This is a genomic window from Acidithiobacillus ferriphilus, from assembly GCF_028215975.1.
GTDB lineage: Bacteria > Pseudomonadota > Gammaproteobacteria > Acidithiobacillales > Acidithiobacillaceae > Acidithiobacillus > Acidithiobacillus ferriphilus.
In genome coordinates this window covers 2283521-2306165 of the sequence record NZ_CP116458.1, presented here as the reverse complement: position 1 = coordinate 2306165, position 22645 = coordinate 2283521, and the positions used below count along the sequence as shown (strand labels likewise).

General features: G+C 58.8%; 25 protein-coding genes. 18 read left to right on the top strand and 7 right to left on the bottom strand.

Features of this window, described 5'->3' with window-relative positions:
- The 5 genes from PJU76_RS11575 to waaA are packed head-to-tail and all read left to right on the top strand — an operon-like array spanning position 1 to position 4931.
- Entirely contained in the window at positions 1-1185 is a 1185-nt protein-coding gene (locus tag PJU76_RS11575) for an O-antigen ligase family protein (protein ID WP_271779640.1), read from the top strand.
- A complete protein-coding gene (locus PJU76_RS11570; protein ID WP_271779639.1) occupies positions 1185-1955 on the top strand; it encodes a glycosyltransferase family 2 protein in 771 nt (256 codons plus the stop codon). The genes PJU76_RS11575 and PJU76_RS11570 overlap by 1 nt, the downstream gene beginning before the upstream one ends.
- Positions 1952-3004 (top strand): lipopolysaccharide heptosyltransferase I, encoded by a 1053-nt coding sequence (waaC, locus tag PJU76_RS11565; protein ID WP_271779638.1) that lies wholly within the window; start codon positions 1952-1954, stop codon positions 3002-3004. The genes PJU76_RS11570 and waaC overlap by 4 nt, the downstream gene beginning before the upstream one ends.
- Complete coding sequence (locus PJU76_RS11560; protein WP_271779637.1) at positions 3001-3681, top strand: tyrosine-protein phosphatase; 681 nt, start codon at positions 3001-3003, stop codon at positions 3679-3681. Before waaC ends, PJU76_RS11560 begins: the two co-directional genes overlap by 4 nt.
- A complete protein-coding gene (gene waaA / locus PJU76_RS11555) occupies positions 3678-4931 on the top strand; it encodes a lipid IV(A) 3-deoxy-D-manno-octulosonic acid transferase (RefSeq protein WP_271779636.1) in 1254 nt (417 codons plus the stop codon). The genes PJU76_RS11560 and waaA overlap by 4 nt, the downstream gene beginning before the upstream one ends.
- Positions 4932-4936: 5 nt before the next feature.
- Here the strand turns inward: waaA and PJU76_RS11550 are convergent, their stop codons facing one another.
- The 5 genes from PJU76_RS11550 to PJU76_RS11530 form a co-directional block, all read right to left on the bottom strand.
- The gene (locus PJU76_RS11550; protein WP_271779635.1) at positions 4937-5845 is read right to left on the bottom strand and encodes a lysophospholipid acyltransferase family protein; all 909 of its coding nucleotides are present in this window, start codon (positions 5843-5845) and stop codon (positions 4937-4939) included.
- A gap of 103 nt (positions 5846-5948) precedes the next feature.
- Positions 5949-7106: a PatB family C-S lyase gene (locus PJU76_RS11545; RefSeq protein ID WP_271779634.1), complete on the bottom strand. Its 1158-nt coding sequence runs from the start codon at positions 7104-7106 to the stop codon at positions 5949-5951.
- Complete coding sequence (gene ovoA, locus PJU76_RS11540) at positions 7103-9211, bottom strand: 5-histidylcysteine sulfoxide synthase (RefSeq protein WP_271779633.1); 2109 nt, start codon at positions 9209-9211, stop codon at positions 7103-7105. Before ovoA ends, PJU76_RS11545 begins: the two co-directional genes overlap by 4 nt.
- Positions 9212-9375: 164 nt before the next feature.
- Positions 9376-9873 carry a tRNA (uridine(34)/cytosine(34)/5-carboxymethylaminomethyluridine(34)-2'-O)-methyltransferase TrmL gene (gene trmL, locus PJU76_RS11535; RefSeq protein WP_334212463.1) on the bottom strand — a complete coding sequence of 166 codons (498 nt, stop codon included), beginning with the start codon at positions 9871-9873 and terminating at the stop codon, positions 9376-9378.
- Complete coding sequence (locus PJU76_RS11530) at positions 9863-10576, bottom strand: ComF family protein (protein WP_271779632.1); 714 nt, start codon at positions 10574-10576, stop codon at positions 9863-9865. Before PJU76_RS11530 ends, trmL begins: the two co-directional genes overlap by 11 nt.
- A 115-nt stretch (positions 10577-10691) precedes the next feature.
- On the opposite strand from PJU76_RS11530, the gene bioF reads away from it, so the two are divergent.
- From bioF to PJU76_RS11475, 11 genes are all read left to right on the top strand, one after another.
- Positions 10692-11861, top strand: coding sequence for an 8-amino-7-oxononanoate synthase (gene bioF / locus PJU76_RS11525; RefSeq protein ID WP_271779631.1), 1170 nt, complete (start codon positions 10692-10694; stop codon positions 11859-11861).
- Positions 11858-12619: an alpha/beta fold hydrolase gene (locus PJU76_RS11520; protein ID WP_271779630.1), complete on the top strand. Its 762-nt coding sequence runs from the start codon at positions 11858-11860 to the stop codon at positions 12617-12619. Before bioF ends, PJU76_RS11520 begins: the two co-directional genes overlap by 4 nt.
- Entirely contained in the window at positions 12616-13494 is an 879-nt protein-coding gene (gene bioC / locus PJU76_RS11515) for a malonyl-ACP O-methyltransferase BioC (protein ID WP_271779629.1), read from the top strand. Before PJU76_RS11520 ends, bioC begins: the two co-directional genes overlap by 4 nt.
- The gene (gene bioD / locus PJU76_RS11510; RefSeq protein ID WP_271779628.1) at positions 13491-14195 is read left to right on the top strand and encodes a dethiobiotin synthase; all 705 of its coding nucleotides are present in this window, start codon (positions 13491-13493) and stop codon (positions 14193-14195) included. The genes bioC and bioD overlap by 4 nt, the downstream gene beginning before the upstream one ends.
- 116 nt (positions 14196-14311) lie before the next feature.
- Positions 14312-15208: a protease HtpX gene (htpX, locus tag PJU76_RS11505; RefSeq protein WP_271779627.1), complete on the top strand. Its 897-nt coding sequence runs from the start codon at positions 14312-14314 to the stop codon at positions 15206-15208.
- A gap of 46 nt (positions 15209-15254) precedes the next feature.
- Positions 15255-15980 (top strand): leucyl/phenylalanyl-tRNA--protein transferase, encoded by a 726-nt coding sequence (gene aat / locus PJU76_RS11500; RefSeq protein ID WP_271779626.1) that lies wholly within the window; start codon positions 15255-15257, stop codon positions 15978-15980.
- Positions 15981-15982: 2 nt separating this feature from the next.
- Positions 15983-16693, top strand: coding sequence for an arginyltransferase (locus tag PJU76_RS11495; protein ID WP_271779625.1), 711 nt, complete (start codon positions 15983-15985; stop codon positions 16691-16693).
- Positions 16690-17469, top strand: coding sequence for an ABC transporter permease (locus PJU76_RS11490; protein WP_271779624.1), 780 nt, complete (start codon positions 16690-16692; stop codon positions 17467-17469). Before PJU76_RS11495 ends, PJU76_RS11490 begins: the two co-directional genes overlap by 4 nt.
- Positions 17470-17476: 7 nt before the next feature.
- Entirely contained in the window at positions 17477-18082 is a 606-nt protein-coding gene (rnt, locus tag PJU76_RS11485) for a ribonuclease T (protein WP_271779623.1), read from the top strand.
- Positions 18083-18112: 30 nt separating this feature from the next.
- Positions 18113-19171: a CDP-6-deoxy-delta-3,4-glucoseen reductase gene (locus PJU76_RS11480; RefSeq protein ID WP_334212462.1), complete on the top strand. Its 1059-nt coding sequence runs from the start codon at positions 18113-18115 to the stop codon at positions 19169-19171.
- Positions 19172-19233: 62 nt separating this feature from the next.
- Positions 19234-19602, top strand: coding sequence for a hypothetical protein (locus tag PJU76_RS11475; protein WP_271779621.1), 369 nt, complete (start codon positions 19234-19236; stop codon positions 19600-19602).
- Positions 19603-19696: 94 nt separating this feature from the next.
- Here PJU76_RS11475 and PJU76_RS11470 read toward each other — a convergent pair whose 3' ends face one another.
- Positions 19697-19993 (bottom strand): zinc ribbon domain-containing protein, encoded by a 297-nt coding sequence (locus PJU76_RS11470; protein ID WP_271779620.1) that lies wholly within the window; start codon positions 19991-19993, stop codon positions 19697-19699.
- A 7-nt stretch (positions 19994-20000) separates the two neighbouring features.
- Positions 20001-20939 carry a hypothetical protein gene (locus tag PJU76_RS11465; protein ID WP_271779619.1) on the bottom strand — a complete coding sequence of 313 codons (939 nt, stop codon included), beginning with the start codon at positions 20937-20939 and terminating at the stop codon, positions 20001-20003.
- A 189-nt stretch (positions 20940-21128) separates the two neighbouring features.
- On the opposite strand from PJU76_RS11465, the gene PJU76_RS11460 reads away from it, so the two are divergent.
- Positions 21129-21776: a TetR/AcrR family transcriptional regulator gene (locus PJU76_RS11460; RefSeq protein ID WP_271779618.1), complete on the top strand. Its 648-nt coding sequence runs from the start codon at positions 21129-21131 to the stop codon at positions 21774-21776.
- Positions 21773-22636 carry an acetylglutamate kinase gene (argB, locus tag PJU76_RS11455; RefSeq protein WP_271779617.1) on the top strand — a complete coding sequence of 288 codons (864 nt, stop codon included), beginning with the start codon at positions 21773-21775 and terminating at the stop codon, positions 22634-22636. The genes PJU76_RS11460 and argB overlap by 4 nt, the downstream gene beginning before the upstream one ends.
- Positions 22637-22645 lie beyond the last annotated feature (9 nt).

Here is a 22645-nt window from a genome sequence, read left to right as displayed (position 1 = left end):
ATGTTTACAGCGTATGCCTTGCCATTATTCTGTTTTCCCCTGAGCACGGCAGGTGCTGGTATCTCATTAGGGCTTATGCTGTTGATTTATGCCATAAGCGGCCATTGGCGGGAATGGCGGTGTATTGGCGCGCGGCCTTGGGCGCTGCCCCTCGCCTTGCTGATTGGCTGGACTTTACTGGGCTTGTTCTGGACTTCCAATATGTTCTTTGGGATGAAAATCGCGGAGGCAACGAGCTACGGTATATTTGCGTTTATCGGCGCTACCCTGCCCTGGAAACAGCGCTGGATAAAATTATTGATCAGGCTATTTCTTTCCGGTTTATTAATAAATGAGTTTCTGGCAGTCATGATGACTTGGAAGATTCTTCCTTGGAAGAATGTCGACAATATTGCTTATACTGGATTTTGTGATCATATCTTCCTTTCTCTGGTAATTGCCCACGCACTTTTGTGGCTGGTCTGGGATTTCAAGCAGCAGTGGAACTTCCCCCGCTGGGCTAATTTGCCTATAGGTGTTCTGTTGTTGATGCAAATAGCCATAACCCCGGCACGCTCCGGTCAGTTGCTGCTGGTTATTTTACTGCCGGCAACGATTTGGATACTCTATCCCGGACGCTGGCGTTATTGGGTGTCGATGGTTTTTACGGTGGCCGTCGCGGGATTGTTTGCGATACCCTCTATTCGTGCCCACTTCATGGTTGGATTTCATGAATTGTTGAGTTTTAATTTGAATCAGGCAGCTATTTATTCAAGTTGGGGTATTCGTCTCCTGGCAATGATCGGCGGTGTGATGATGTTCTTTGCCCATCCATTTTTTGGAGTGGGGACAGGTGATTTTTATCCCGTCATACTGAAAATGCAGGCGGCGCATCAGATTCCTGCGACCCCCGATTTTATCATGAATACCGCGGCTAACAGTTATATCAGTGAAGCGGCATCTTTGGGGATTGTCGGTCTTGGGCTTTTCCTCTGGTTTCTCTGGTCTCTGGGGCGTGAAATGTGGAGGTCGCGAGATCTTCCGCAGAACTGGTTCGCACTTACTTACTTCTCCATTTATCTCATTGGTGGGCTTTTCGATGGTTTGAGTTGGGGATACGCTGATGCCATTACTATCGCTCTGATGGCTGGCTTACCCTTACACCAAAGGTCTGTGATTGAGCCTGCAGATCTGAGCGCCCCATAATGGGTGCCTGTCTGTCGGTGGTTTATATTACCAAAAATGCCGGGCAGCACTTCGATCGGTCACTAGCAAGCGTGGCCCATATCGCCGACGAGTTGCTGGTGGTAGATAGCGGTTCTCAGGATAATACGTTAATGGTAGCGCGAAGCGCGGGTGCTCGTATCATCGAACGCTCCTGGCCCGGCTTTGCTGCGCAGCGACAGTTTGCCGTGGCGGCGGCGGAAAATCCGTGGGTTCTCATGATGGATGCCGACGAAATACTAACCGAGACGGCAGCGAAAATTATCCGAAATACTTTCTTGATCGGGGAACCTGCGGGTGTGGCTGGTTATCTTCTTGAGCGTAGAAGCTTTTTCCACGGTAAAGAAATTTGTTATGGCGATTGGTCGCATGACCGGGTATTGCGTTTGTTTGACCGCCGATGTGGTGCTTATGGGGAGAATCTGGTACATGAGGCGTGGGAGACTCATGGAACTGTCAAGCCAATCCCAGGTTGTGCATTGCACCATTACTCCTACGCTAATTATGGTGAGTTACTTAATAAAATGCGCCTTTACGCCACCCTCAACGCGCAGCAGGTCCACCAGCGCGGCAAAGTACTGCGCGGTTACATGCCCATGACCCATGCACTGGCGGCTTTTTGGCGCGGCTATTTCTGGCGCTTGGGATTTCTGGATGGTGTGGAGGGCGCCGCCATTGCCTGGACGACGGCGCTGGGAGCGTTCATGAAATATGCCATGGCGCTGGAACTCAGAGACCATAATCAGCAATGAAGATTTTGATGGTGCGCCTGAGTTCCATGGGCGACGTGCTGCATACCCTGCCGGCGCTGACGGATTTGCAGCGGACCCGACCGGATCTGCTCTTACATTGGTTGATTGAGCCTGCATTCGCGCCCATCGCACTGCTGCATCCAGGGGTCGCGCGGGTGATTCCCTTCTCTCTGCGCAACTATAAAAAACAGTGGCGTGGGCTGGCGGCCGTGTTACGGGATTTACGCCGGGCTTTACGGGTGGAGCATTACGATCATATTCTCGATGCCCAGGGGCTTTATAAAAGTGCATTGCTGGGCCGTCTGGGCGGTGCACCCCTGTGGGGCCTGGATGCCGCCAGCGCTCGCGAACCGGGTGCCAGCCGAATTTACCATCGCCGCTTTCCCGTGTCCTGGGGGCAGTCCGCCATCAGCCGGAATCGCCAACTATTCGCGCAGGCTTTAGACTACCCCCTGCCGGAAACGCCGCCAGATTATGGTTTGCAGGTGGCCGCCGCGCGCCTGCGTAAAGACACGCTGGTGCAACCTTGGGGAGAACTGGTGCAGCGGCCCTTCGTGCTGGGCTTTCACGGGACCTCGCGAGAGAACAAGGAATGGCAGGAAGACCACTGGCGGGCGCTGGCCGCCCGGCTACGACAGGAGGGACTGCGTTTGTTGTTGCCCGCAGGCAATGCGCGCGAGGCGGTGCGAGCCCGGCGCATCGCGGAGCAAGCGGATAATGTGGTCACCCTGCCCGCCGCTACGTTGCTGGAAATCGCGGCCCTCATCGTCCGGGCAGACGCCTATGTCGGTATGGATACGGGACTCTCTTATCTGGCCGGTGCCTTGGGGCTGGCGGGGGTTACTATGTACGGCCCGACGGCTAGTGGGCGTTTTTCCGTGATGGATAGTCGCCAGGTCAGCTTGCAAAGCCGTGAGCCTTGCTCGCCTTGTGGTAAATCCCGATGCCCGTTGCCGGAAGCGAAAAATGGCCTGATACTCTGCCAGCAGGCCTTACGCCCGGAGCAGGTCTGGACGGCCTTATCCCCTTTGCTGGAGCACCGATCATGAAACACCCCCTGGTGCTCCTGCCGGATGAGCGCCGCCGCTACCGGCGCCACCAGTTCTGGACGGATCACGGTATTTTCCGCGAACTGTTTTATGCGAACTTTCACGAGATTGCGCCGGGAGCGTTTCGTTCGGCCCAACCCTCGCCCCTTCAATTGCGGCACTGGCAGCAAAAGCATGGTTTCTGCACGGTGTTGAACCTGCGCGCTCCGGCACCCCACGAACCCCATTACCGTCTGGAGCAGGAGACTTGTGACGCCCTGGGCATGACGCACCTGACCCTGCACGGCTTCGGCTCCCGGGATCTGCCGGAACGCGAGAAATTGCTGGCGGGCATCGAGGTGTTGGATCAATTACCCAAACCTTTTTTGCTGCACTGCAAATCCGGGGCGGATCGGGCTGGTTTCATCAGCGTGCTGTATCTCCATCTGGTGCTGGGGACACCCCTCAGCGAAGCGCAGCGGCAACTGCGTTTGTGGCCCTTCGGTCATATCCGGCATGCCAATACCGGCATTCTCGACTGGTTTTTCATCAGTTACCACGATGCTGCCGCCTGCCAGCCCGGCCTGACCCTGCGTGACTGGATCAAGGACGGGTATGATCGCGAGCGCGTCCTGAAAAACTTCCGGCCCTGGTATCGTCTGGATTGGCTGACCGACCGTATTTTGCACCGCGAATGATGAGTCGCCGCCTCTACGCCTTTCTGCTTTGGCTGCTCAGCCCTGTCGTTCTGGGCTTTACCCTCTGGCGGGCCTGGCGACGACCTGCCTACCGGGAGCGCTGGTGGGAGCGTTTCGGTTGGGGGCCGCGCCGTTCGGATCGGCCCATCTGGATTCATGCGGTGAGTGTGGGGGAGACCATTGCGGCGATTCCCCTGGTGCGGGCTTTGCAGGCACGTTATCCGGAGGTGCCCATTCTGATGACCAGCACAACGCCGACGGGAGCTGCTGTAGTCAGTCAGCGTTTGGGTACGGAAGTGCTGCAGTATTACCTGCCCTATGACCTGTCCGGGGCGGTCACGCGCTTTTTGCGCCGCCAGCGACCGCGTCTGGGAATCATCATGGAAACGGAGATCTGGCCCAATCTCTGTCATGCGGCCAGCCGCGAGGGCGTGCCCCTGATGCTGGTCAATGCCCGGCTCTCGCAGCGCTCGCTTCGGGGTTACGCCCGTTTCCGGACGCTCTTTGCCCCCGCATTGGCCAGTATGAACGCCATTGCGGCCCAGAGTTCGGAGGATGCGGCGGCTTTTCGCCGCCTGGGGGCAAAGCATGTGGTGGTGACCGGTAATATCAAATATGACCTGCCGGAACCCGTCGCCGCGCGGGAGCATGGGCGCCAGTGGCAGCAGCGTTTCGCTGGGCGGCCGGTCTGGGTATTCGCTTCTACGCATGCCGGTGAGGAGCAGTTGGCGCTGGCGGCGCTGGAAGACTTGCAGCGTCAATGGCCGGATCTGCTGCTGGTGCTGATTCCCCGTCATCCCTCGCGGCGACTGGAGGTGATGGCACGGATGCAGGCAAAGGGGGTGTCCTTTGCCTTGCGCTCGCGTGCTGAGGACGTGGGCGCGCGCGCGGTTTTTCTGATAGATACACTGGGTGAGGTGATGGACTTCTACGCGGCGGCAGATGTGGTGACCATCGGTGGCAGTTTTGTGCCGGCGGGGGGGCATAATCCCTTGGAGGCTGCAGCACTGGCCCGCCCGGTTACCTTCGGCCCGTATATGGATAATTTTAAGGGCATCACCCAGGATTTGCTGGCGGCCAACGCTGCGGTTCAGATTCTGGATGTCGAGGCCCTGGTAGCGCAGTTGGGGGCGTGGTTGACTACCCGGGAGCCAGCGACAGAGATGGGCGACCGGGCCTTGGCGTTTCTGCAGCAGCAGCGTGGCGCGCTGGGGCGTACTTTTGCCTTGCTAGATCGTATTGTTCCGTAGGCATTTTAATAGGGGTAGTCCCAGCCTTCCGGCTGATCCTTGAAACGACGATGAACCCACCAGTATTGTTCAGGGGCTTTGCGGATGGCGGTCTCCAGTGCGACATTCATCGCCGTGGCATCCGTCTCCGCATCGCCGCTCGGGAAAGATTCAGGCATAGGCACAATCTCGATGCGAAAACCCTCACCGTCCGGTAGCCGATAGGCAAAGAGTCCGAACACCGGGCTTCCGCGCCGCGCCGCCAGCCGGCCCAGCAAAGGTGTCGTGCAGGCAGGACGGCCAAAGAACGGGGCATAATCCCCTTCGCGCGGATCGACGTTCTGATCCGGAAGAATGCCGATTACTTTTCCTTGCTGCAGTGCGTGGAGCAGGGGGCGGATACCCCCCTCCTTGGGGACCAGTTGCGCACCGCTGCGCCCGCGGCCAGCCACAATGCGTGCGTTGACGGCCGGATTGCGGGTTTCCATGTAGAGTACGGTTACCGGCCAGCGTTGCCCGATGTAGAGCACCGCGGCTTCCCAGGCCCCGAGGTGCGCGGTGAAGAGAATAACCCCACGTCCTTTGGCTAAAGCGGCGTCCACCAGATCGTCCCCACGCACTTCGCGGATCAGTCCGAGGGCGCGGGGCAAGGGCCAGTACCACAGTGGTCCCAACTCCAGGGCCGCCTGGCCCAGTGCCCGGAAATGCGCGCGCCGCAGGGCATGCCGCTGGGCCAAACCCATCATGGGGAAAGCAATGGCGAGGTTGGCGTCCACCACCCTGCGCGCCCGTGTCATACTGAGCCGCACCAGATCACCGAGCATCGCACCGAGAGCCGCACGCCAACGCCGCGGCAGGTAACCCGCCCCGCGCAGAATGCCCGCTGCCAGCGAGGCTACTGTCTTTTGCCGCAGACTTACCTGTACCTCAGCCACTTTCCCCTGGTCTCCTCCATTCTGTGGCAGGTATTGTAGGGCAGGGCGGGGCGTTCGGATACCATTGTTCGCATGGTATTGCCCGCGAAGAGGCTCTCCCGGACTACCGGTGCAGCGCCCGCCGCAGGCGGTCCAGGCCTTCCTCCAGCACGCTCCGCGGTGCAGCGAAATTCAGTCGCACAAAACCTTCGCCGCCCGGCCCGAAACTGGGGCCGGGATTGAGGCCGAGACCTGCTTGCAACAGGCGCCGCGCCAGCACGGCGTCGTCGCCGTAAGGGTGCACATCCAGCCAGGCCAGATAGCCGAACTCCGGTTGCCGGTAGCCGACTTCGGGTAATTTTTCGGCCAGAAAATCGGCGATGAGGCGGGCATTATTGCTCAGATACTGGCGCAATGCGGCCTGCCACTCCGCACCGTGTCGCCAGGCGCTGGTCATGGCGGTCAGGGCGAAGAGGTTGGTGTGCTGAATCTGGCTGCGCTGGACTTCATTCAGAAAGGCGCGACGCAGCCCAGTATCGGGGATGACGCTGACTCCGCCACCCAGTCCCGCCAGATTGAAGCTTTTGCCGGCAGAGGTCAGGAGGATCGCGCGCGGGAAGCGGCTGGGGAGGGGGCGGTGCGGATGCTGGCTGAGGTCGGCATGAATTTCATCGCTGACGATCACGCAGCCCGCTTCAGCGCAGAGAGTACCCAGTCGTTGCAGCTCTTCCGGTGTCCAGACCCGCCCCACCGGATTGTGGGGCGAGCAGAGGAAAAGCAGTTTCGCCCGCTGGACGGCGATTTCCAGGACATCCCAATTCATGCGGTAATGGCCGGTGTCATCCGCGATCAGCGGGGCCAGCAGCAATTCCCGCCCGTTGTCCTCCACTGCGGTCATGAACGGCGGATAAATGGGAGGCATGACGATGATTGCCTCGCCCGGTCTGGTGAAGGCGCGCACGGCTGCGTAAAGAGCAGGAACGACACCGCTGATACAGGCGAGCGCGTCGCTTTCCGGCCGCCAGTTATGGCGTCTGGCCAGCCAGTCGGCGGCGGCCTGCAACATGGTTCCTTCGTTGCCCGGATAACCGAAAACGGGGTGATTCAGGCGTTCCTGCAAATCGGCCATGACCGTGTCGGGTGCGGCGAAATCCATATCTGCCACCCACATGGGCAGCACTTCAGCGCCAAAACGTTCTGCCGCACCATCCCATTTGAGGCATCCGGTTCCGCGTCGTGGCATGACCCGGTCGAAGTCGACGCTGTTCTGTGCCGCGCTCACAAGCGCTCCCAGATGGTCACCTGCGCGATACTATGCTGATATTTGCGCGCCGTTTCGCGGATGACAAAGGACAAATCCTGCGGGCTGTCATCGCGCAGACGGAATGCTCCGGACAAAATTTCACGCAGGGCGTCGAAGGTGCTCAGATTCTCCCCATCCCGTTTGAAACCGCCGAGCCATTCCGTCCGCGCGGTATGTTCTTCCAGCCAGGTATAGGGTGAAGTGATGACCAATAAACCGCCGGGAAGGATGCGGTCGGCAATGTCCTCCAGAAATTTGCGGGGATGGTGCAGGCGGTCAATGAGGTTGGCTGCCACCACCAGATCATAATCCCGATACAAAGGCTTCAGATTGCAGGCGTCGGCCTGGAAGAAGTGGACCCGGTCCGCCGTCCCGGTCAGGCCCAGGGTGGCGAGGTCCGCCGTTTGATAGCTTTGCAGTTCACCCTCTTCGGTCAGCGTGTAGGAGAAGTGCCCGCGCTCGCGCAGTTGCACGCCTACGCTGATGAAGCGTGCCGAGAAGTCGAGGCCGGTGACCTCGGGGCAGTGCTTTGCCAGTTCAAAACTACCACGGCCTACGGCACAACCGATGTCCAGAGCGCGACGCAAAGGCCTGCCGGCCATAGCCTCCACCGCGATCCCTACGACCTTCGCCGCAAAATTGGCCACCCCATAGTATTCGCGCCCATAATGAAATTCCGCATACTGGGAGACTAGGGCGTCACTCTCATAGACCGGTATCTCAGGCAGCGCATTGGGCGAGGCCACATAACGGAATCCCGCGTGCTGGAAGAAATGGCGGCGGAAGGCATAGCGGGCTTCCTGCTGCGTTTCGTTGCCGAGACTGATGAATGAGCCGCCCTTGATGAGATTGTGCTGCTGGTCGAAGGTGGGCACTGTGAAGTCATCATAAAGTGGATGCACCTCGAAACCGGGAAAGGGATAGATGGGTGTCGCGGTCCATTGCCAGACGTTGCCGACCACATCGTAGAAATCCCCCTGTTTGAATTGATCCACGGGGCAGGGCGAGCAGCCTGCGGCGAGTCCGATATTGCCAGGCACCGCGTCGTCCCAGGCATCACTGTCCGCCAACACGCAGAAATCACGCAAACGCCGCCATTCATCCTCGCTGGGCAGGCGCAGGTTCTGACCGGTCCGGGCCGATTTCCAGCGGCAGAAGGCATCGGCCTCCAGCGCATTCACCTCCACCGGCCAGCTCCACGGTAGGGGTCGCTCCTCCGCGATCAGGCGCAGCCGCCAGGTGCCCTGATCCGGGACCCAGAAAGTCGGGTGCCGGGCCTGGCTGAAGCGGCGCCAGCGATCTCCCTCCGCGGTCCACCAGCGACTCTCGCTGTAGCCATCCTGCTCCACGAAGGCCAGGAACTCCTGATTGCTCACCAAAAAACGGGAGGCATGAAAGGGCTGCAACGCCGCTTGATGAAGGCCATATTCATTATCCCAGCCATAACGAGGATCGGCGCGTTCTTTGCCCAGACGAACGGTGCCGCCGGCCACGGCCTGCAGGATATTATCCGGCGCGGCTCCTGCGGGGGTCCAGGAATGGAAGGCTTCCACAGGCCGGACGCGGGACAGAGGCAATTGCCGCATGAGCACCGAACTGGTCTCCAGATGGATGTTTTCATGCTCAATTCCCATGAGGATCACCCACCACGGTGAATCCCAGGTGATGGGCAGGGACAGGGGCATCTCGCGGATCAGACCGTCCACCAGTTCCCGCACCCGCTGCCGGTACTGACGGACGTCGTCGACGGAGGGCCAGTCGTAGTGGGTTTCGTCCAGGTCGTCCCAGGACATTTCATCGACGCCGACCGCAAAAACGGACTCTAAACGTGGATCGAGGTGCTGTCCGATCAGTCCGGCTACCTGGAGTTTGTTTACATAGAAGGTGGCGCTATGACCGAAATAAAAGATCAGAGGATGACGCAGGGGAATGGCCTTTTCATACCACGCCGCCGGTTCTGCCAGGTGATCGAAAAGCTGTTCATACAGCGAAAAGGTCTCGTGAAAGATCCTGCGGATCTCTTCTCGCTTCTGCTCAGCATGCTCGCCGTCGAGACGGAGCGCAGCGATACGTGTACGCGCCATGGATTCCCCTTCTGTACGTTCTTGGTGTCTTGGTGAGCCAGTTTAACACAAGATACCGTCCGGTCGGATGCGTGGGAAGGGGCGGTGTCAACTGTGGGCGACGGTTGAGGCGATATATCGCCAGTAAATACCTGCGGCAGTTACCATCTGATTCACGTGCTGATTCACGTGCCGCCACGGTAATCCATTTGCCGCCAAGCCTCGAAGACCGCGACAGCACAGGCGTTGGACAGATTCAGGCTGCGCTGGCCGGGGCGCATGGGCTGGCGCAGTACCTGCGTAGCGGGCAGGCTGTCCAGAAGGCTGGCAGGCAAGCCGCGGGTCTCCGGGCCGAAAAGCAGCGCATCGCCGGGCTGGTACGCGACGTCGTGATAAAGCTGCGTTCCCTTGGTGCTGAATGCAAAGACGCGCGCATTGTCTAAAAGTGCCCGGCAGGCTGCCCAGTCCGCATGGCGATGCACCTGCGCGAACTCGTGATAATCCAGCCCGGCGCGGCGCAGGCGGCGGTCGTCCCAGGCAAAACCCAAGGGTTCCACAAGGTGCAGGGTGGCTCCGGTGTTGGCGCAGAGGCGAATGACATTGCCGGTGTTGGGAGGAATTTCCGGCTCATACAGGATGACGTGCAAAAATGGCTCAGGCGCCAACGGACTCTCAGAGGGCACGGGCGAGCACCCAGATGTCAACGCGCTGTACGCCGGCGTCCCGCAGGGTGCTGGCAATCTGCGCGGCAGTGGTTCCGGTCGTGAGCACGTCATCGACGATGGCGACGTGATCCGGAACGCGCCCGCGCAAGGCGAAGGCCGCCTCCAGATTGTCCCGTCGGGCGGTTGCGCTCAGTCCGAGTTGGTGGCCGGTATTGCGGCGACGTTGCAGCACTCCGGGGATGACCGGGATTCTCCAGCGTTTGCCCCAGTGACGGGCGAGCAGCATGGATTGGTTGTAACCACGTTCGCGCAGGCGCTGGCGATGCAGAGGCACGGGCAGCAGCGCGTCCGGGCGGGACGGCGGATGCCCGCCCCAGGCACTGGCCCACGCATCGGCCAGTGGCCTGGTCCAGTCCAGACGCTGCTGAAACTTCCACGCGATGATGGCGGTGTTCAGGGGTTCGGCATAGATAAACGGGGTATGGACATGGTCATAGGTGGGGGCTTCCACCGAGCAGGCCGGGCAGTCCCCGTTGTCTGACAAAGGTAGCGCGCAATAACTGCAACGCTCGGCGGGCAGTCGCGGCCAGTCGCCGAAACAACCGGCACAGAGCGGGACACCGGGCGCGGCACAGGCGCGACAGCATTCCGGAAATAGCCAGTGGCTGAAGTGCCCCACTGCGTCGGGTAGCCGATACAAGTGTGAAAGGATCCGTTGCAAGAAGTTCCTTTGCTTAAGTTAAAGCCGTTTGGCAACGCCAGTCGTTGTCACCGGATCTGATTCTCTCGCCTCCGCCCTCCATTGACAAGGCGCAGGCCTCTCCCTATAAGAAGCTATGCATAGCGAACGGGAAGAATCATGGCGCGCTGAATTGTCCGCCTTGCGTGCGCAGGACCTCTGGCGGGAGTTGCAGGTTCTGCAACCTGCGCCGGAGCGTGGGCCGCCCACTTTTGTGGGGGCGCAGGGCGAACCGCTCTTGTCCTTTGCCAGTAATGATTATCTGGGTCTGAGTGCAGAACCGGCCTTACGTGACGCCGCCATCGCCGAAATCCAGCAGGGCGGGGTAGGGGCTGGTGCGGCGCCGCTGCTCGGTGGCGAGCGGCCCGCCCATGCGGCGCTGGCAGACGCCCTGGCCCGCTGGCTGGGGGTGGAGGCGGTGCTGCTCTTTGGTAGCGGTTATCTGGCCAATCTGGGGGTCATCTCCGCGCTGGTCGGACGCGGTGATCGCGTCTATGCCGACCGTCTCAATCACGCCTCGCTGGTGGATGGGGCGCGCCTCTCAGGCGCGCGCCTGCATCGCTACCGGCATGGCGACATGACGCATCTGGCGCAATGGCTGGAACGCGGCGGCCGGGGACAGGCCTGGATCATCACTGACGGGGTGTTCAGCATGGATGGCGATATCGTCCCGCTCCCTGAACTCGCCACCCTGGCGCGGCAATATGATGCAGGGATCATCCTCGACGAAGCCCATGCTTTTGGGGTGCTGGGGTTGGAGGGAAAAGGTACGGTGGCGCACTGGAACATGAAGCTCCATGAGGTAGACGTCATCATGGGCACTCTGGGTAAGGCCTTCGGTGTTTATGGTGCCTTCGTGGCTGGCAGTCAGGACTTGGTGGATCTCCTGCGCAATCGCGCCCGCAGCTTCATCTATCATACCGCCCTGCCCTCGGCCTTGGCGGTTGCCGCCTTCGCCGCACTGGATCTTCTCCGGTATGGCGATGCCCGGCGCGAGCGCCTGACGCAGCACCGGCAGCATCTGCGTGCGCAAGTGCCCGACGCTCCCTGGCTGGCCAGCGAGACACCTATTCAGGGCCTCTTGCTGGGCGATGCGCGGCGGGCGCTGGCTGTCAGTGCCCAATTGCGCACCGCCGGCCTCTACTGCCCGGCGGTGCGGCCACCGACGGTGCCTGCCGATAGCGCGCGCCTGCGTATCACCCTCAGCGCGGCGCACAGCCACGATGATATCGAGCTTCTGGCTGCCGCGCTCCGGGGCATCTTATGAGTTGGGCGCGTCAGGTCAGTGGTCAGGGGCGCCCGTTGGTGTTGCTCCACGGCTGGGGGATGGAAAGTCGGGTCTTCGCTTCCTGGCGGCCCTTCCTGGATGCGCATTTCACCTGTATCAGCTACGATCTGCCCGGTCACGGGCAGACACCCTGTGCGCCCTCCGGCCTGGCTTGGTCAGGCAGTCTGGAAGGTCTCCGCCAGATGCTTGTCCAGGAGGCCCCCAAGCCCCTGTTGCTCGGCTGGTCCCTCGGGGGTTTATTGGCCTTGGGCATCGCTTTGCAGCACCCTGAATTGCTGGATGGACTGGTGCTGGTATCCAGCTCCCCCGCCTTTTGTCAGCGCCCCGACTGGTTCCCGGCCATCCCTGCCGCGACTCTGGAGGATTTCGCTCAACGCCTGCGCGAAGACCCGCAGGGTACCCGGCGGCGTTTCCTTGCCCTGCAGGTGTTGAACGATCCACAGGGACGCCGCGCTCTGGAAGGCCTGAGTGCCTGGCCTATGCCGGATCAGCGCTGCCTTGCCGATGGGCTGGGGCTGTTGCGGGAGGTGGACTTGCGCGCGCAATTGACGGCGCTGCCCATGCCGGTGCAACTCCTGCACGGGCGACAGGACCGTATTGTGCCCATCGGTGCCGCCGACTATCTCCACACGCGGTTGTCTGGCAGTCGGATCACCCGGTTAGGGCAGGCAGGCCACGCCCCTTTTCTGGCGCAGCCGCAAGCCTGTACCCAGGCGTTGCTGGAGACCTGGGGATGAGTTCCGAAAACCCTGCCTTCCACATGGAAAAAGGTGCCGTGCGGCGGGCCTTTGAGCAGGCCGCAGCGGCGTATGAAGCCAGCGCCGTCTTGCAGGATCGAGTCGGCGCACAGCTCATTGAACGGTTGGACCTCGTCAAACTGGAACCGCAGTGGATACTCGATGTGGGCAGTGGTACCGGTCTGCAAAGCCGCCGTCTCAATCGCCGCTATCCCAAGGCGCGGCTGCTCGCCCTGGATCTGGCGTCGAATATGTTACGGCAGGCTCGACGTCGCAAAGGCTGGCGGCAGCGTCAACATTTTTGTCAGGGCGATGCGGAAAGCCTGCCGCTGGCGACGGCCACCATCGACCTGCTCTACGCCAATATGTCCATTCAGTGGTGCAATGATCTGGATCAAGTGCTGCGCGAGTTTGCCCGGGTGTTGCGCCCTGGGGGGCTGCTGATGTTCAGCACCCTCGGTCCTGACACGCTGAAAGAACTGCGTCAGGCCTTCGCGGCGGTGGATGAACGTCCCCACGTCAGTCATTTTATCGATATGCATGATATTGGTGATGCCTTGGTGCGTCAGGGCTACGAAATGCCGGTGTTGGATGTGGAATGCTATCAGCTCACCTATGCGACGGTGGATGATCTCCTCCGCGACCTGCGTAACATCGGTGCCACCAATGCCGCTTCAGGGCGCGCCCGCGGTCTGCTTACTCCGCGCCGTCTGCAGGTGCTGCGCCAAGCCTATGAGCGTCTGCGCGCCGATGGTCGGCTGCCGGCCACCTATGAAGTCGTCTATGGGCATGCCTGGAGCAGCGGCTCGCTTGCCTTTTCGCGCGCAGACGGCAGTGTCGCCATCCCCTTGACCCAACTGCGCCGCCGCCCGTGACGCGGGAACAGCGATCGCAAGGCCAACAAGCGCGCCCTGCGCGCGGAATTTTTATTACCGGCACCGACACGGGCGTCGGCAAAACTGCCGTCACGGCGGCATTGGCCCGCCTCTGCGCCAGTCACGGCATGCGAGTTGCGGCCCTCAAACCCGTTGTCTCGGGGGCCGAGGCCGACGGTACCTGGGAGGACGTGGAAATTTTGCGCGCCGCCAGCCAGCCCCCGCGCAGTATTGCCGAAACCAACCTCTACGCCTTCGACCCGCCGCTGGCCCCCCACTGGGCGGCGCGGCAAGTGGGCGTCACCCTGGATCGTGGGCGTATCGCAGCCTTCGTCCGGGCGCAATCCGTGGCGATGGACTGCGTACTGGTGGAGGGCGCGGGTGGGTTTCTCGTGCCGTTGGGTGCTGACTGGGGCTTTGCAGAACTGGCTGAGGACCTGCGTTTCCCGGTGCTGCTGGTGGTGGGCTTGCGGCTGGGGGCCATCAACCATGCCCTGCTGAGTGTCGAGGCCATCCGCGCACGGGGGCTGCCCTTCGCCGGATGGGTGGCGAACACCCCGAATCTTGCGGTCGCAGAGGGTACCTTGGAGACCTTGCAACAGTGTTTACCGGGGCCTTGCCTGGGGGTGTTGCCTTATATACCGCACTGGTCCGCCGCCGTTCTAAGTCCTTATCTGTCTCTTTCGGCGTCCTTATATTGATGTTAGACTGACTCCGCATTGTCAAAAAAACATTAAAGACAATCAGCCGCGATGTCGGGATGAAAATTCACGGCCTCGCGGGAGGGGTCAAGATATTCTGATGGAGCGTGCGTGTCATGAAGTCATTCAAGAGCATATTGCTGTTGGTGGTGACAAACCTGCTGATATTTGTCAGCCTGTCGATCAGTTTTGCCATTCTGGTTAATTTTGTTCTACCCTTGTTTGGGGTGGATCTGCGTGGCTCGGTGAGCAACACGGACCTGCTCTGGGCGTTGGTGATCGGTTTTGGCGGCGCCTTTATTTCGCTGCTGATGTCGAAACATCTGGCGCGTGCGGGGCTGCAGATGCAACGTATCGACACACCGCAGTCGGCCAAGGAGCATTTGGTGTACGACTCGGTTGCGCAGTTCGCCAATCGCCTGGGCATCCGCATGCCGGAAGTCTGGATGTATTGGAATGATGAGCCTAATGCCTTCGCTACCGGACCGGGCCGCAATCATAGCATGGTTGCGGTAAGCAGTGGTCTGGTCAACTTGCTCGGCGACAATGAGGTGCAGGCGGTGTTGGCCCATGAGATGGGGCACGTATACAATGGCGATATGGTCAGTACCACTTTACTGCAAGGCTTGATGAATACGTTTGTATTCTGGCTGTCCATGTTGGCCGCGCGGCAGTTTGATGACCGGCCCATGATCGCGTTTATGGTGTCCATAGTCTTGCAGATTGGCCTGTCTTTCCTAGCGCTGATTCCTATCACCTGGTTTTCGCGCCGCCGGGAGTTTGCGGCAGATCGTTTTGCTGCCGAACAGGTGGGTGTGGCCCCGATGGTTTCGGCGCTGCAAAAACTGCATCAGCGGGCGGACGCCATGCATGTGGTGCATGACGTGGTGCGCGATCCCATGGCGACAGCTTACATTTCCGGAAGCTGGCGCGGTTGGTTTGCTACGCATCCCAGCCTGGAAGCGCGGGTGGCGGCCCTGCAAGCACTTCAAAACGGGTATAGTTACCGATAGTTGGTACCGCAATGGGGGGGTTGGTCTTTGATGCAGGCAGGAGGCAGTGCAGTTGCGCCCTGAAGGCGTATGTCCGGTCCTCCTGCGCGATTACGACCGATCAGCCCCTTTTCCCGACCCGGAGCAGGCCGACGGCAATCTGATCGCCATCGGTGGAGATTTATCTCGGGAGCGTCTGCTCAGGGCCTACGCGCAGGGCATTTTCCCTTGGTTTGCTAAGGAAGACCCCATTCTCTGGTGGTGCCCTGATCCCCGTGCTGTCCTGGAACCCTCGGCGGTACATATTAGCCGCAGTTTACGCAAGTCGGCCCGTAACGGGGATTGGCAATACCACATGGACAGCGACTTTGTCGGTGTTATCGACTTATGTGCGGAGCCGCGCGCCGGGCAGAGCGGCACCTGGATTACTCCGGCGGTACGTGCCGCCTATCTGGATCTGTTTGCTGCCGGAGCGGCGCACTCTTTAGAAGTCTATCAGCGGGACCGGCTGGTCGGCGGGCTCTACGGCGTCGCCCTCGGCGGGCTCTTTTTCGGGGAGTCCATGTTCAGTCGGGTGCCCGATGCCTCCAAGCTGGCCCTTGTCCTGCTAGCGCGTCATCTCCAGCACTGGGGCTTTGGCCTGATCGATACCCAGTTCATCACCCCACATCTGCAAAGCATGGGTGCGCGTGAATGGACACGCAGCGCTTTCTTGCAAGCGCTTGCCGATCTGTGCACCCAACACCCACAAGCTGACTGGAAAATCTCCTTATCTTTGCACGAGATGTTTTAGTCATGGCCTTCTATATATCCGCTTTGCAGAAATGTCCCTACTTGCCGGACCAGGAAGAACTTTTGGTGCTCAGCGACCCCCGCGAGATGGTGGGCAATGTCCAATATGACCAGCTCTTGCAAAAAGGATTTCGGCGCAATGGCTCGGTGGCCTACCGCCCGATGTGTCCGCAATGCGATGCCTGCATTTCCGTGCGTATACCCGTCGCGGAGTTTCAGCCGGATCGTGGCCAGCGCCGCACCTGGGGGCGGAACCAGGGAATTCAAATACGTGAACAGGCCCCGCAATGGGATGCCGCCCACGCTCGCCTCTTCGCCGAATATCAGAGCTGGCGGCATCCAGGGGGAGGCATGGATGAACACGCGGATCGTCTGTACCGGGAAATGATTGTCGAAACTGGTGGCGTTGATGCCCGCCTGCTGGTCTTTGAGCAGGACGATCACCTGCTAGCGGTGGCACTGGTGGATGTGCTGGACGGTGGTGTATCTGCGGTTTACACTTTTTACACGCCGGATCTGCCGCAACGTGGCCTGGGTATTTTCGCTATTCTCAGTCAGATTGAATGGACCAGGAAACAGCGCCTGCCCTACCTTTATCTTGGTTATTGGGTCGCCAGCAGCCCGAAAATGGACTATAAAAAGCGCTTTCGCCCCCTGGAGGGCTTTGTGGCGGGTGACTGGCGTCTGCTGTCAGCGGCACGGAAGCGCGAATGAACAATGCCGCACCAGATATTTTCAGCACCTTATCGCCGTGGACCATAGTGGGGGTGATGGGCCTTTTGGGCAGCGCCTGGGCTTTGTCCGCCTGGCAGCGTCTCGGTGTAGGCAAGGAACTTCTCTGGGCTGCGGCGCGGGCGACGATTCAATTAGGGATCATGGGGTTTTTGCTGGGTTGGCTGTTTCGCCAGCACCAACCGTTTTTGCTGGTACTTTTCTTGGTGATCATGATCCTGATGGCCGGTCGTTTCAACCGTAAGCGCGGTGCCGGTATCCCTCATGCCTACTGGATCGGGGTGATCAGCATTACGGTGGCGACTGTGGTCACCCTCGGTTGGATGCTCATGTCCGGGTTGGTTTTTTGGCGCGGCGAATCATTCGTCCCCATTGGTGGTATGATTATTGGCAACGCGATGAACGCGGTGTCGCTGGCGCTTAATCGTTTGCGCAGCGAGGTGGGCCAGCGCGAGGATATGTTGCTGGCTATGTTGGCCCTCGGCGCCAACCATCGCCAGGCCATGCGTAGTCTGTATAGTAGCGTTGTGCGCAGCTCGTTGATCCCGACTATCGACAGCCTGAAAAGTGTTGGCATGATTCATATTCCAGGAATTACCGCAGGTATGATTCTGGCCGGTATGGCGCCACTCACTGCGGTATCCATGCAATTGGTAGTGATGGTGATGTTGACTGCGTCGGTAACCTTAAGTGTCTCCACCGCGGTGCTGTTGGCCGCGCCACACGCCCTGGTTTTTTCTCAACGTATTGAGGAGTAATACTCTAATGGCGGCTTTAGCCGGACGTTTTCGCGGCTTTTTGCCGGTGGTGGTCGACGTGGAAACGGCGGGATTTGATCCTGATCGTAATGCTTTGTTAGAAGTGGCTGCGATTATCATCGGCGGCGAAGTAGGGCAGTTACGGCCGGTAGCCGCTCACCACTTTCATGTGCAACCCTTTGCCGGGGCCGTGCTTGATCCGGCGGCATTGGCATTCACCGGTATTGATCCATTTCAGCCACTGCGCGGTGCGATTTCCGAGGAAGAGGCCTTGCGCGGGATCTTCAGGCCGGTGCGCACGGCTGTAAAGGCTGCCCAATGTCGGCGTGCCATTCTTGTGGGCCACAATGCCTCTTTTGACCTGTCGTTTATCAAAGCAGCAGAAAAGCGAACGGGCGTTAAAAACAATCCCTTTCATCTTTTCAGTACTTTTGACACCGTCAGTCTGGCCGGTTTGGCCTATGGTGAGACCGTGCTGGCCAAGGCCGTTATGGCCGCCGGTCTGGACTGGGACCACACCCAGGCGCATTCAGCACTCTATGATGCGCGCCAAACGGCGGAATTATTTTGCCGGATTGTGAATCGCTATGATCTCAACCGGGAGTACCCCTGAAGCAGGGCATTATGCCGCGCATCTGTTAGAATGCCCCTAAAATATTTTAAATTTTTACGAAAGGAAGTGCGTATGCCTTACCATCTGCATATCGAACCCAGTGGCCACGAGATGGGTTGCGACCATGATGAAACTATCCTGGAGGCCGCTCTACGGCATGGTTTTAACATCCCCTATGGCTGTCGCAATGGCACCTGTGCGACCTGCAAGGGACGTATTCTCAGCGGCGAAGTGGATTACGGGAAGGTGGAAGAAAAAGTATTGTCGGCTGCGGAGAAGGCGTCGGGTTTGGCGCTCTTCTGTCAGGCAACGCCCTTGTCCGATGTAATCATAGAAGTCCGGGAGATCGGCGCCGCCAAGGATATCCAGATTAAAACCCTACCGTCGCGGGTGGCTAAAATAGTGGATTTAGCACCTGATGTGCGTGCTCTCTTTCTAAAGATTCCGACTACAGAGCGCCTGCAGTTCCTTCCTGGGCAGTACATCGACATCCTTCTGAAAGATGGCGGCAGACGGAGCTTTTCCCTCGCCAATGTACCCGGCGATGATGCATTGTTAGAACTGCACATTAAAAAGGTGCCTGGTGGCGCCTTTACCGGGCATGTTTTTGGTGCCTTAAAAGAAAAGGACATACTGCGCTTTGAAGGCCCATTAGGCACTTTCTTTATTCGTCAGGAATCCACTCGTCCTTTGTTGATGGTTGCCACTGGCACAGGCTTTGCGCCTATTAAGGGTATGCTCGAGTCGCTCTTCGCGCAGGGCTCGACACGACCTATCCATTTTTATTGGGGTGTACGCCATGCAGAAGATTTTTATTGCCACGATTTACTGAGTGAATGGCAGTCGCGCCATGACCATTTTCAGGTAACCCGGATGGTATCACGCCCGGACGCCTCCTGGTCGGGAGCCACTGGTTATGTTACCGCACAAGTCATTCATGATTTTCCAGACGCGAGCGCAATCGACGCTTATATTTGCGGGCATCCAGATATGGTGTTTTCCTTATCCGATGCTTTACAGGGGGCAGGATTGAATCCGGAACATATTTTTGCCGATGCATTTGTATTTGCCAAAGCAAAAACAAGCTGACATAATTATTGCATTGGTGATTTTTTCCGCCATGGCAACCTAATTTCAAGGAGTGATCGAGCATGGAAGCGCAAGCAAAGAAACGTCACCGCCGTACCTCAGAAGAGCGTTTGGCGGATTTAGAAGAGAAGCAACGACAGACAGAAATGCGGTTGCGTGAGCAGTTGGCAAAATTCGAGCAACAGAAGCGAAGTTTGCAGGAAAACCCACGCGCACGTCGTGAGCGTGAAGCACAACGGCGGTCATTGATGGACCGCATTTCTCGTCTGGTGCCTGATTGGGAGCCTGCGCAGATTCTTGCGGCTATCGCCGAAGTTCGTGGTCGCGTGGGTGACGATAGCCATTTGCTGGGTGAGTTGGATGATCGTGGAAACGCGCTCATGCAGGAGCTGAAGCCTCGTCGTGGCCGACGTCCCCGTTCCGCGATTTAATCCCCGATCTGAGCAGCTTTTTAAGTACCAGAAGCCTCCGAAGTGGTGAACTGCGGAGGCTTCTTAATATACAACATTACCCTATTACCCTCCCCTAACGCCTTTTGCATCTCCGCCAACGGGCCAGCGTCGGTACGCGGTGCGCCATGTAAGCGCGGATATACCATGGGTTATTGCGGTTGCGCATCAGTTGACGGACACGGTGTTGCATGGCGTCCAGCGTTAGTTCCGGCTCCTTGAATTGCCCCGTCTCATAGCAGTAGCTACAGTAACAAGTGCTATGACTGCCGTCAGTCTCCGTCCCCCCGCCTTGGGGATCAAACTGTAGCGGCATACCGCAACTCTGGCAGCGGTTTTTCTCAATTTCCAGTAGACGTATACATTTTTTCATGACGAAATTAGACATCCTCCGGTGCTATCAGTTCAAGAGCCTCAATATAGATATGCGCTATACCCAGCAGGAACACTACATTAGGGAGAATAAAAACCAGCGCACTGGCCAGGCCGACCCCCATGCTGAGCCCCGCGCTATATAAGGAGGTGTTTGTTGCCACCGGCTGCACAAGTATTTCACCGCTGATGAGTCTGTCGCCAGACAGCGCCCCCAGCATTTGCCAGAACATGTCTGCGCTGCGGATGATTTCCGTGGCCAGCACAGGGGTGGCAGCCGTTAGTGCCATGCTGTATCCAGTGTAGAGAATCACCGCGATGATGATTCCCATACCAGTTGCCAACGCGGCGAGCAGCAGCATCATCAGCAGAATAGAACCTGGTTTATTGCGGGCGATGGCGATGGTATGACGGAGTGAGTTGCCTACGCTTTCACCGTGCCATAAAGCGGGTCCGGAGAGATTGAAGACAATAATGGCGAGGACAAAAACAATGGCGTTTACCAGCATGCTGGCAGGGAAGAGCGGGACAAAAAGCATCGCGCCAATCCCTGGTATCTTGCAAGCGAGAAATCCCAATACTTCTACGACAAAAATACCCAAGAGCAAAAGACTTTCAATAATCAGCAGCCCCAGCAGGCGCGGCAGCGCCCGTATACCAAAGCGGAGACTCTTCACTATTCCCGGCAATGGGTCACCGCGCGCCTCGTGCAGTAGAATACCGCCGGCGCCCAGGTAGCCAACACCAAAGCTGACCAGCAGAATAATCACCCCAATAGTGGGGCCAGCCCATCCCCCAGGCCATTGTGCGAAGAGTTCCAGACCAGACATGCCCAGGAAAACGGCGATGACGTACACCAGAATGGGTTGCCATAAGGTAATGCCGCGCAGCGCCCGCAATAATAAAGCGAAAGACAGATCTCCCTGGCTGGGAGTGTGGGTAAACATGTGTGGTTTTCCTTAGTCGACACCTGTGGTGTCTAGAATAGCAAATTGCAGGCGGATGGTGGATAACTATCGGCCCTTGTCCATAGGGGGACAATTACCATGGGTGGTGCTACACTGCCCGGATATTGACCGATTGGTCGGGCATTGTGCAACTGTGGTCGCCATATGCAGATTGGAGGCGGAGGGCTCATGGGGGATTTGCCACTGGTAATCGAAGGGGAGGGACGACAGCGGATTTTAGCGGCCGCTGAAAAACTTTTCTCCGATAAGGCATTTGATGCCGTCTCCATGAACGCCATCGCTTTGCAGGCGGGTATCAGCAAAGCCAATATCTATCATTATTTTCCCAACAAGGATGCGCTCTATCTTGCGGTATTGCGTGCGGCCAGCCAAAGTTTGCGGACATTGCTCAATGATGCGGTCGACGCCCACGGAGCCGTGGTGGATGTGCTCCGGCATTTCGCGCGCGGCCATCTCCAGGCACTGTTAGACCGACCGGAATGGGTGCGTCTGGTATGGCGGGAAATTCTCGAAAAAGGGGCGTCCAGAGCACAGGAGTTCGCCGAACAGGGCTTTGCTGATGTATTTTCGGCACTGGTCGCAGTGCTCGAGACCGGTCAGTCCCGGGGTGAACTGCGGGTGGATTTTGACCCGGCGCTAGTGGCAACCCTGCTGTTGGGTGCGAATGTTTTCTTTTTCCAGTCCCGCGATATCCTCCGTCATTATCCACCCGTCACTTTTGCCGACGATCCCGCAGGATATGACGCTGGAATTGTGGAAATTCTTTTGCGTGGACTGATTCCAGCGTCTTCGGTAGATACGACGAGTACACGATGAACTCTATGCACAATGATCCCCACTTGCAGGCGCATATATTGGTAGAGGCGTTGCCTTACATGCAGCGTTTCCATGGTCGTACCATCGTCATCAAATATGGCGGCAATGCCATGACCGAAACCCAGCTCCAGGAGCGGTTTGCTTACGATGTGACTCTGATGAAACAGGTGGGTATGAATCCAGTGGTGGTACATGGCGGCGGACCGCAGATCGGCGCCATGCTGGGGCGGCTCGGGGTGCAGACTCATTTTGTGGATGGCATGCGCGTGACTGATGCGGCCACCATGGAGGTGGTGGAAATGGTGCTCGGCGGGCGCGTTAACAAGGAGATCGTGCAGGCCATCAACCGGGCGGGTGGACGGGCGGTGGGGTTGACGGGAAAGGATGGTGGATTGCTGCACGCTCGTCCTTTGCGCCGCAACGATGTTGATCTCGGTTTGGTGGGTGAGGTGGCACGGGTGAACCCGGATGTTATCCGACTGCTGGATCAGGGCGAATTCATCCCGGTGGTGGCGCCGATTGGTGTAGGCCCCCAGGGGGAATCCTACAATATCAATGCAGATTTGGTGGCAGGCGCTCTCGCCGCGACGCTGAAGGCCGAGAAACTGATTCTGATGACCAACGTCGCCGGAGTGCTGGATCAGGACGGACGGCTGCGCACGCATTTGGAAGCCGCTGAGGTGGACCGGATGATTGCCGATGGCCATATTTATGGCGGCATGTTACCCAAGATTCAGTGCTGTCTGGATGCGGTGGTCGCCGGGGTCCACGCCGCGCATATCATTGATGGTCGGGTACCCCATGCACTGTTGCTGGAGATATTCACCGACGCGGGTGTGGGCACGTTGATCTCTGATTAATATCTGTTT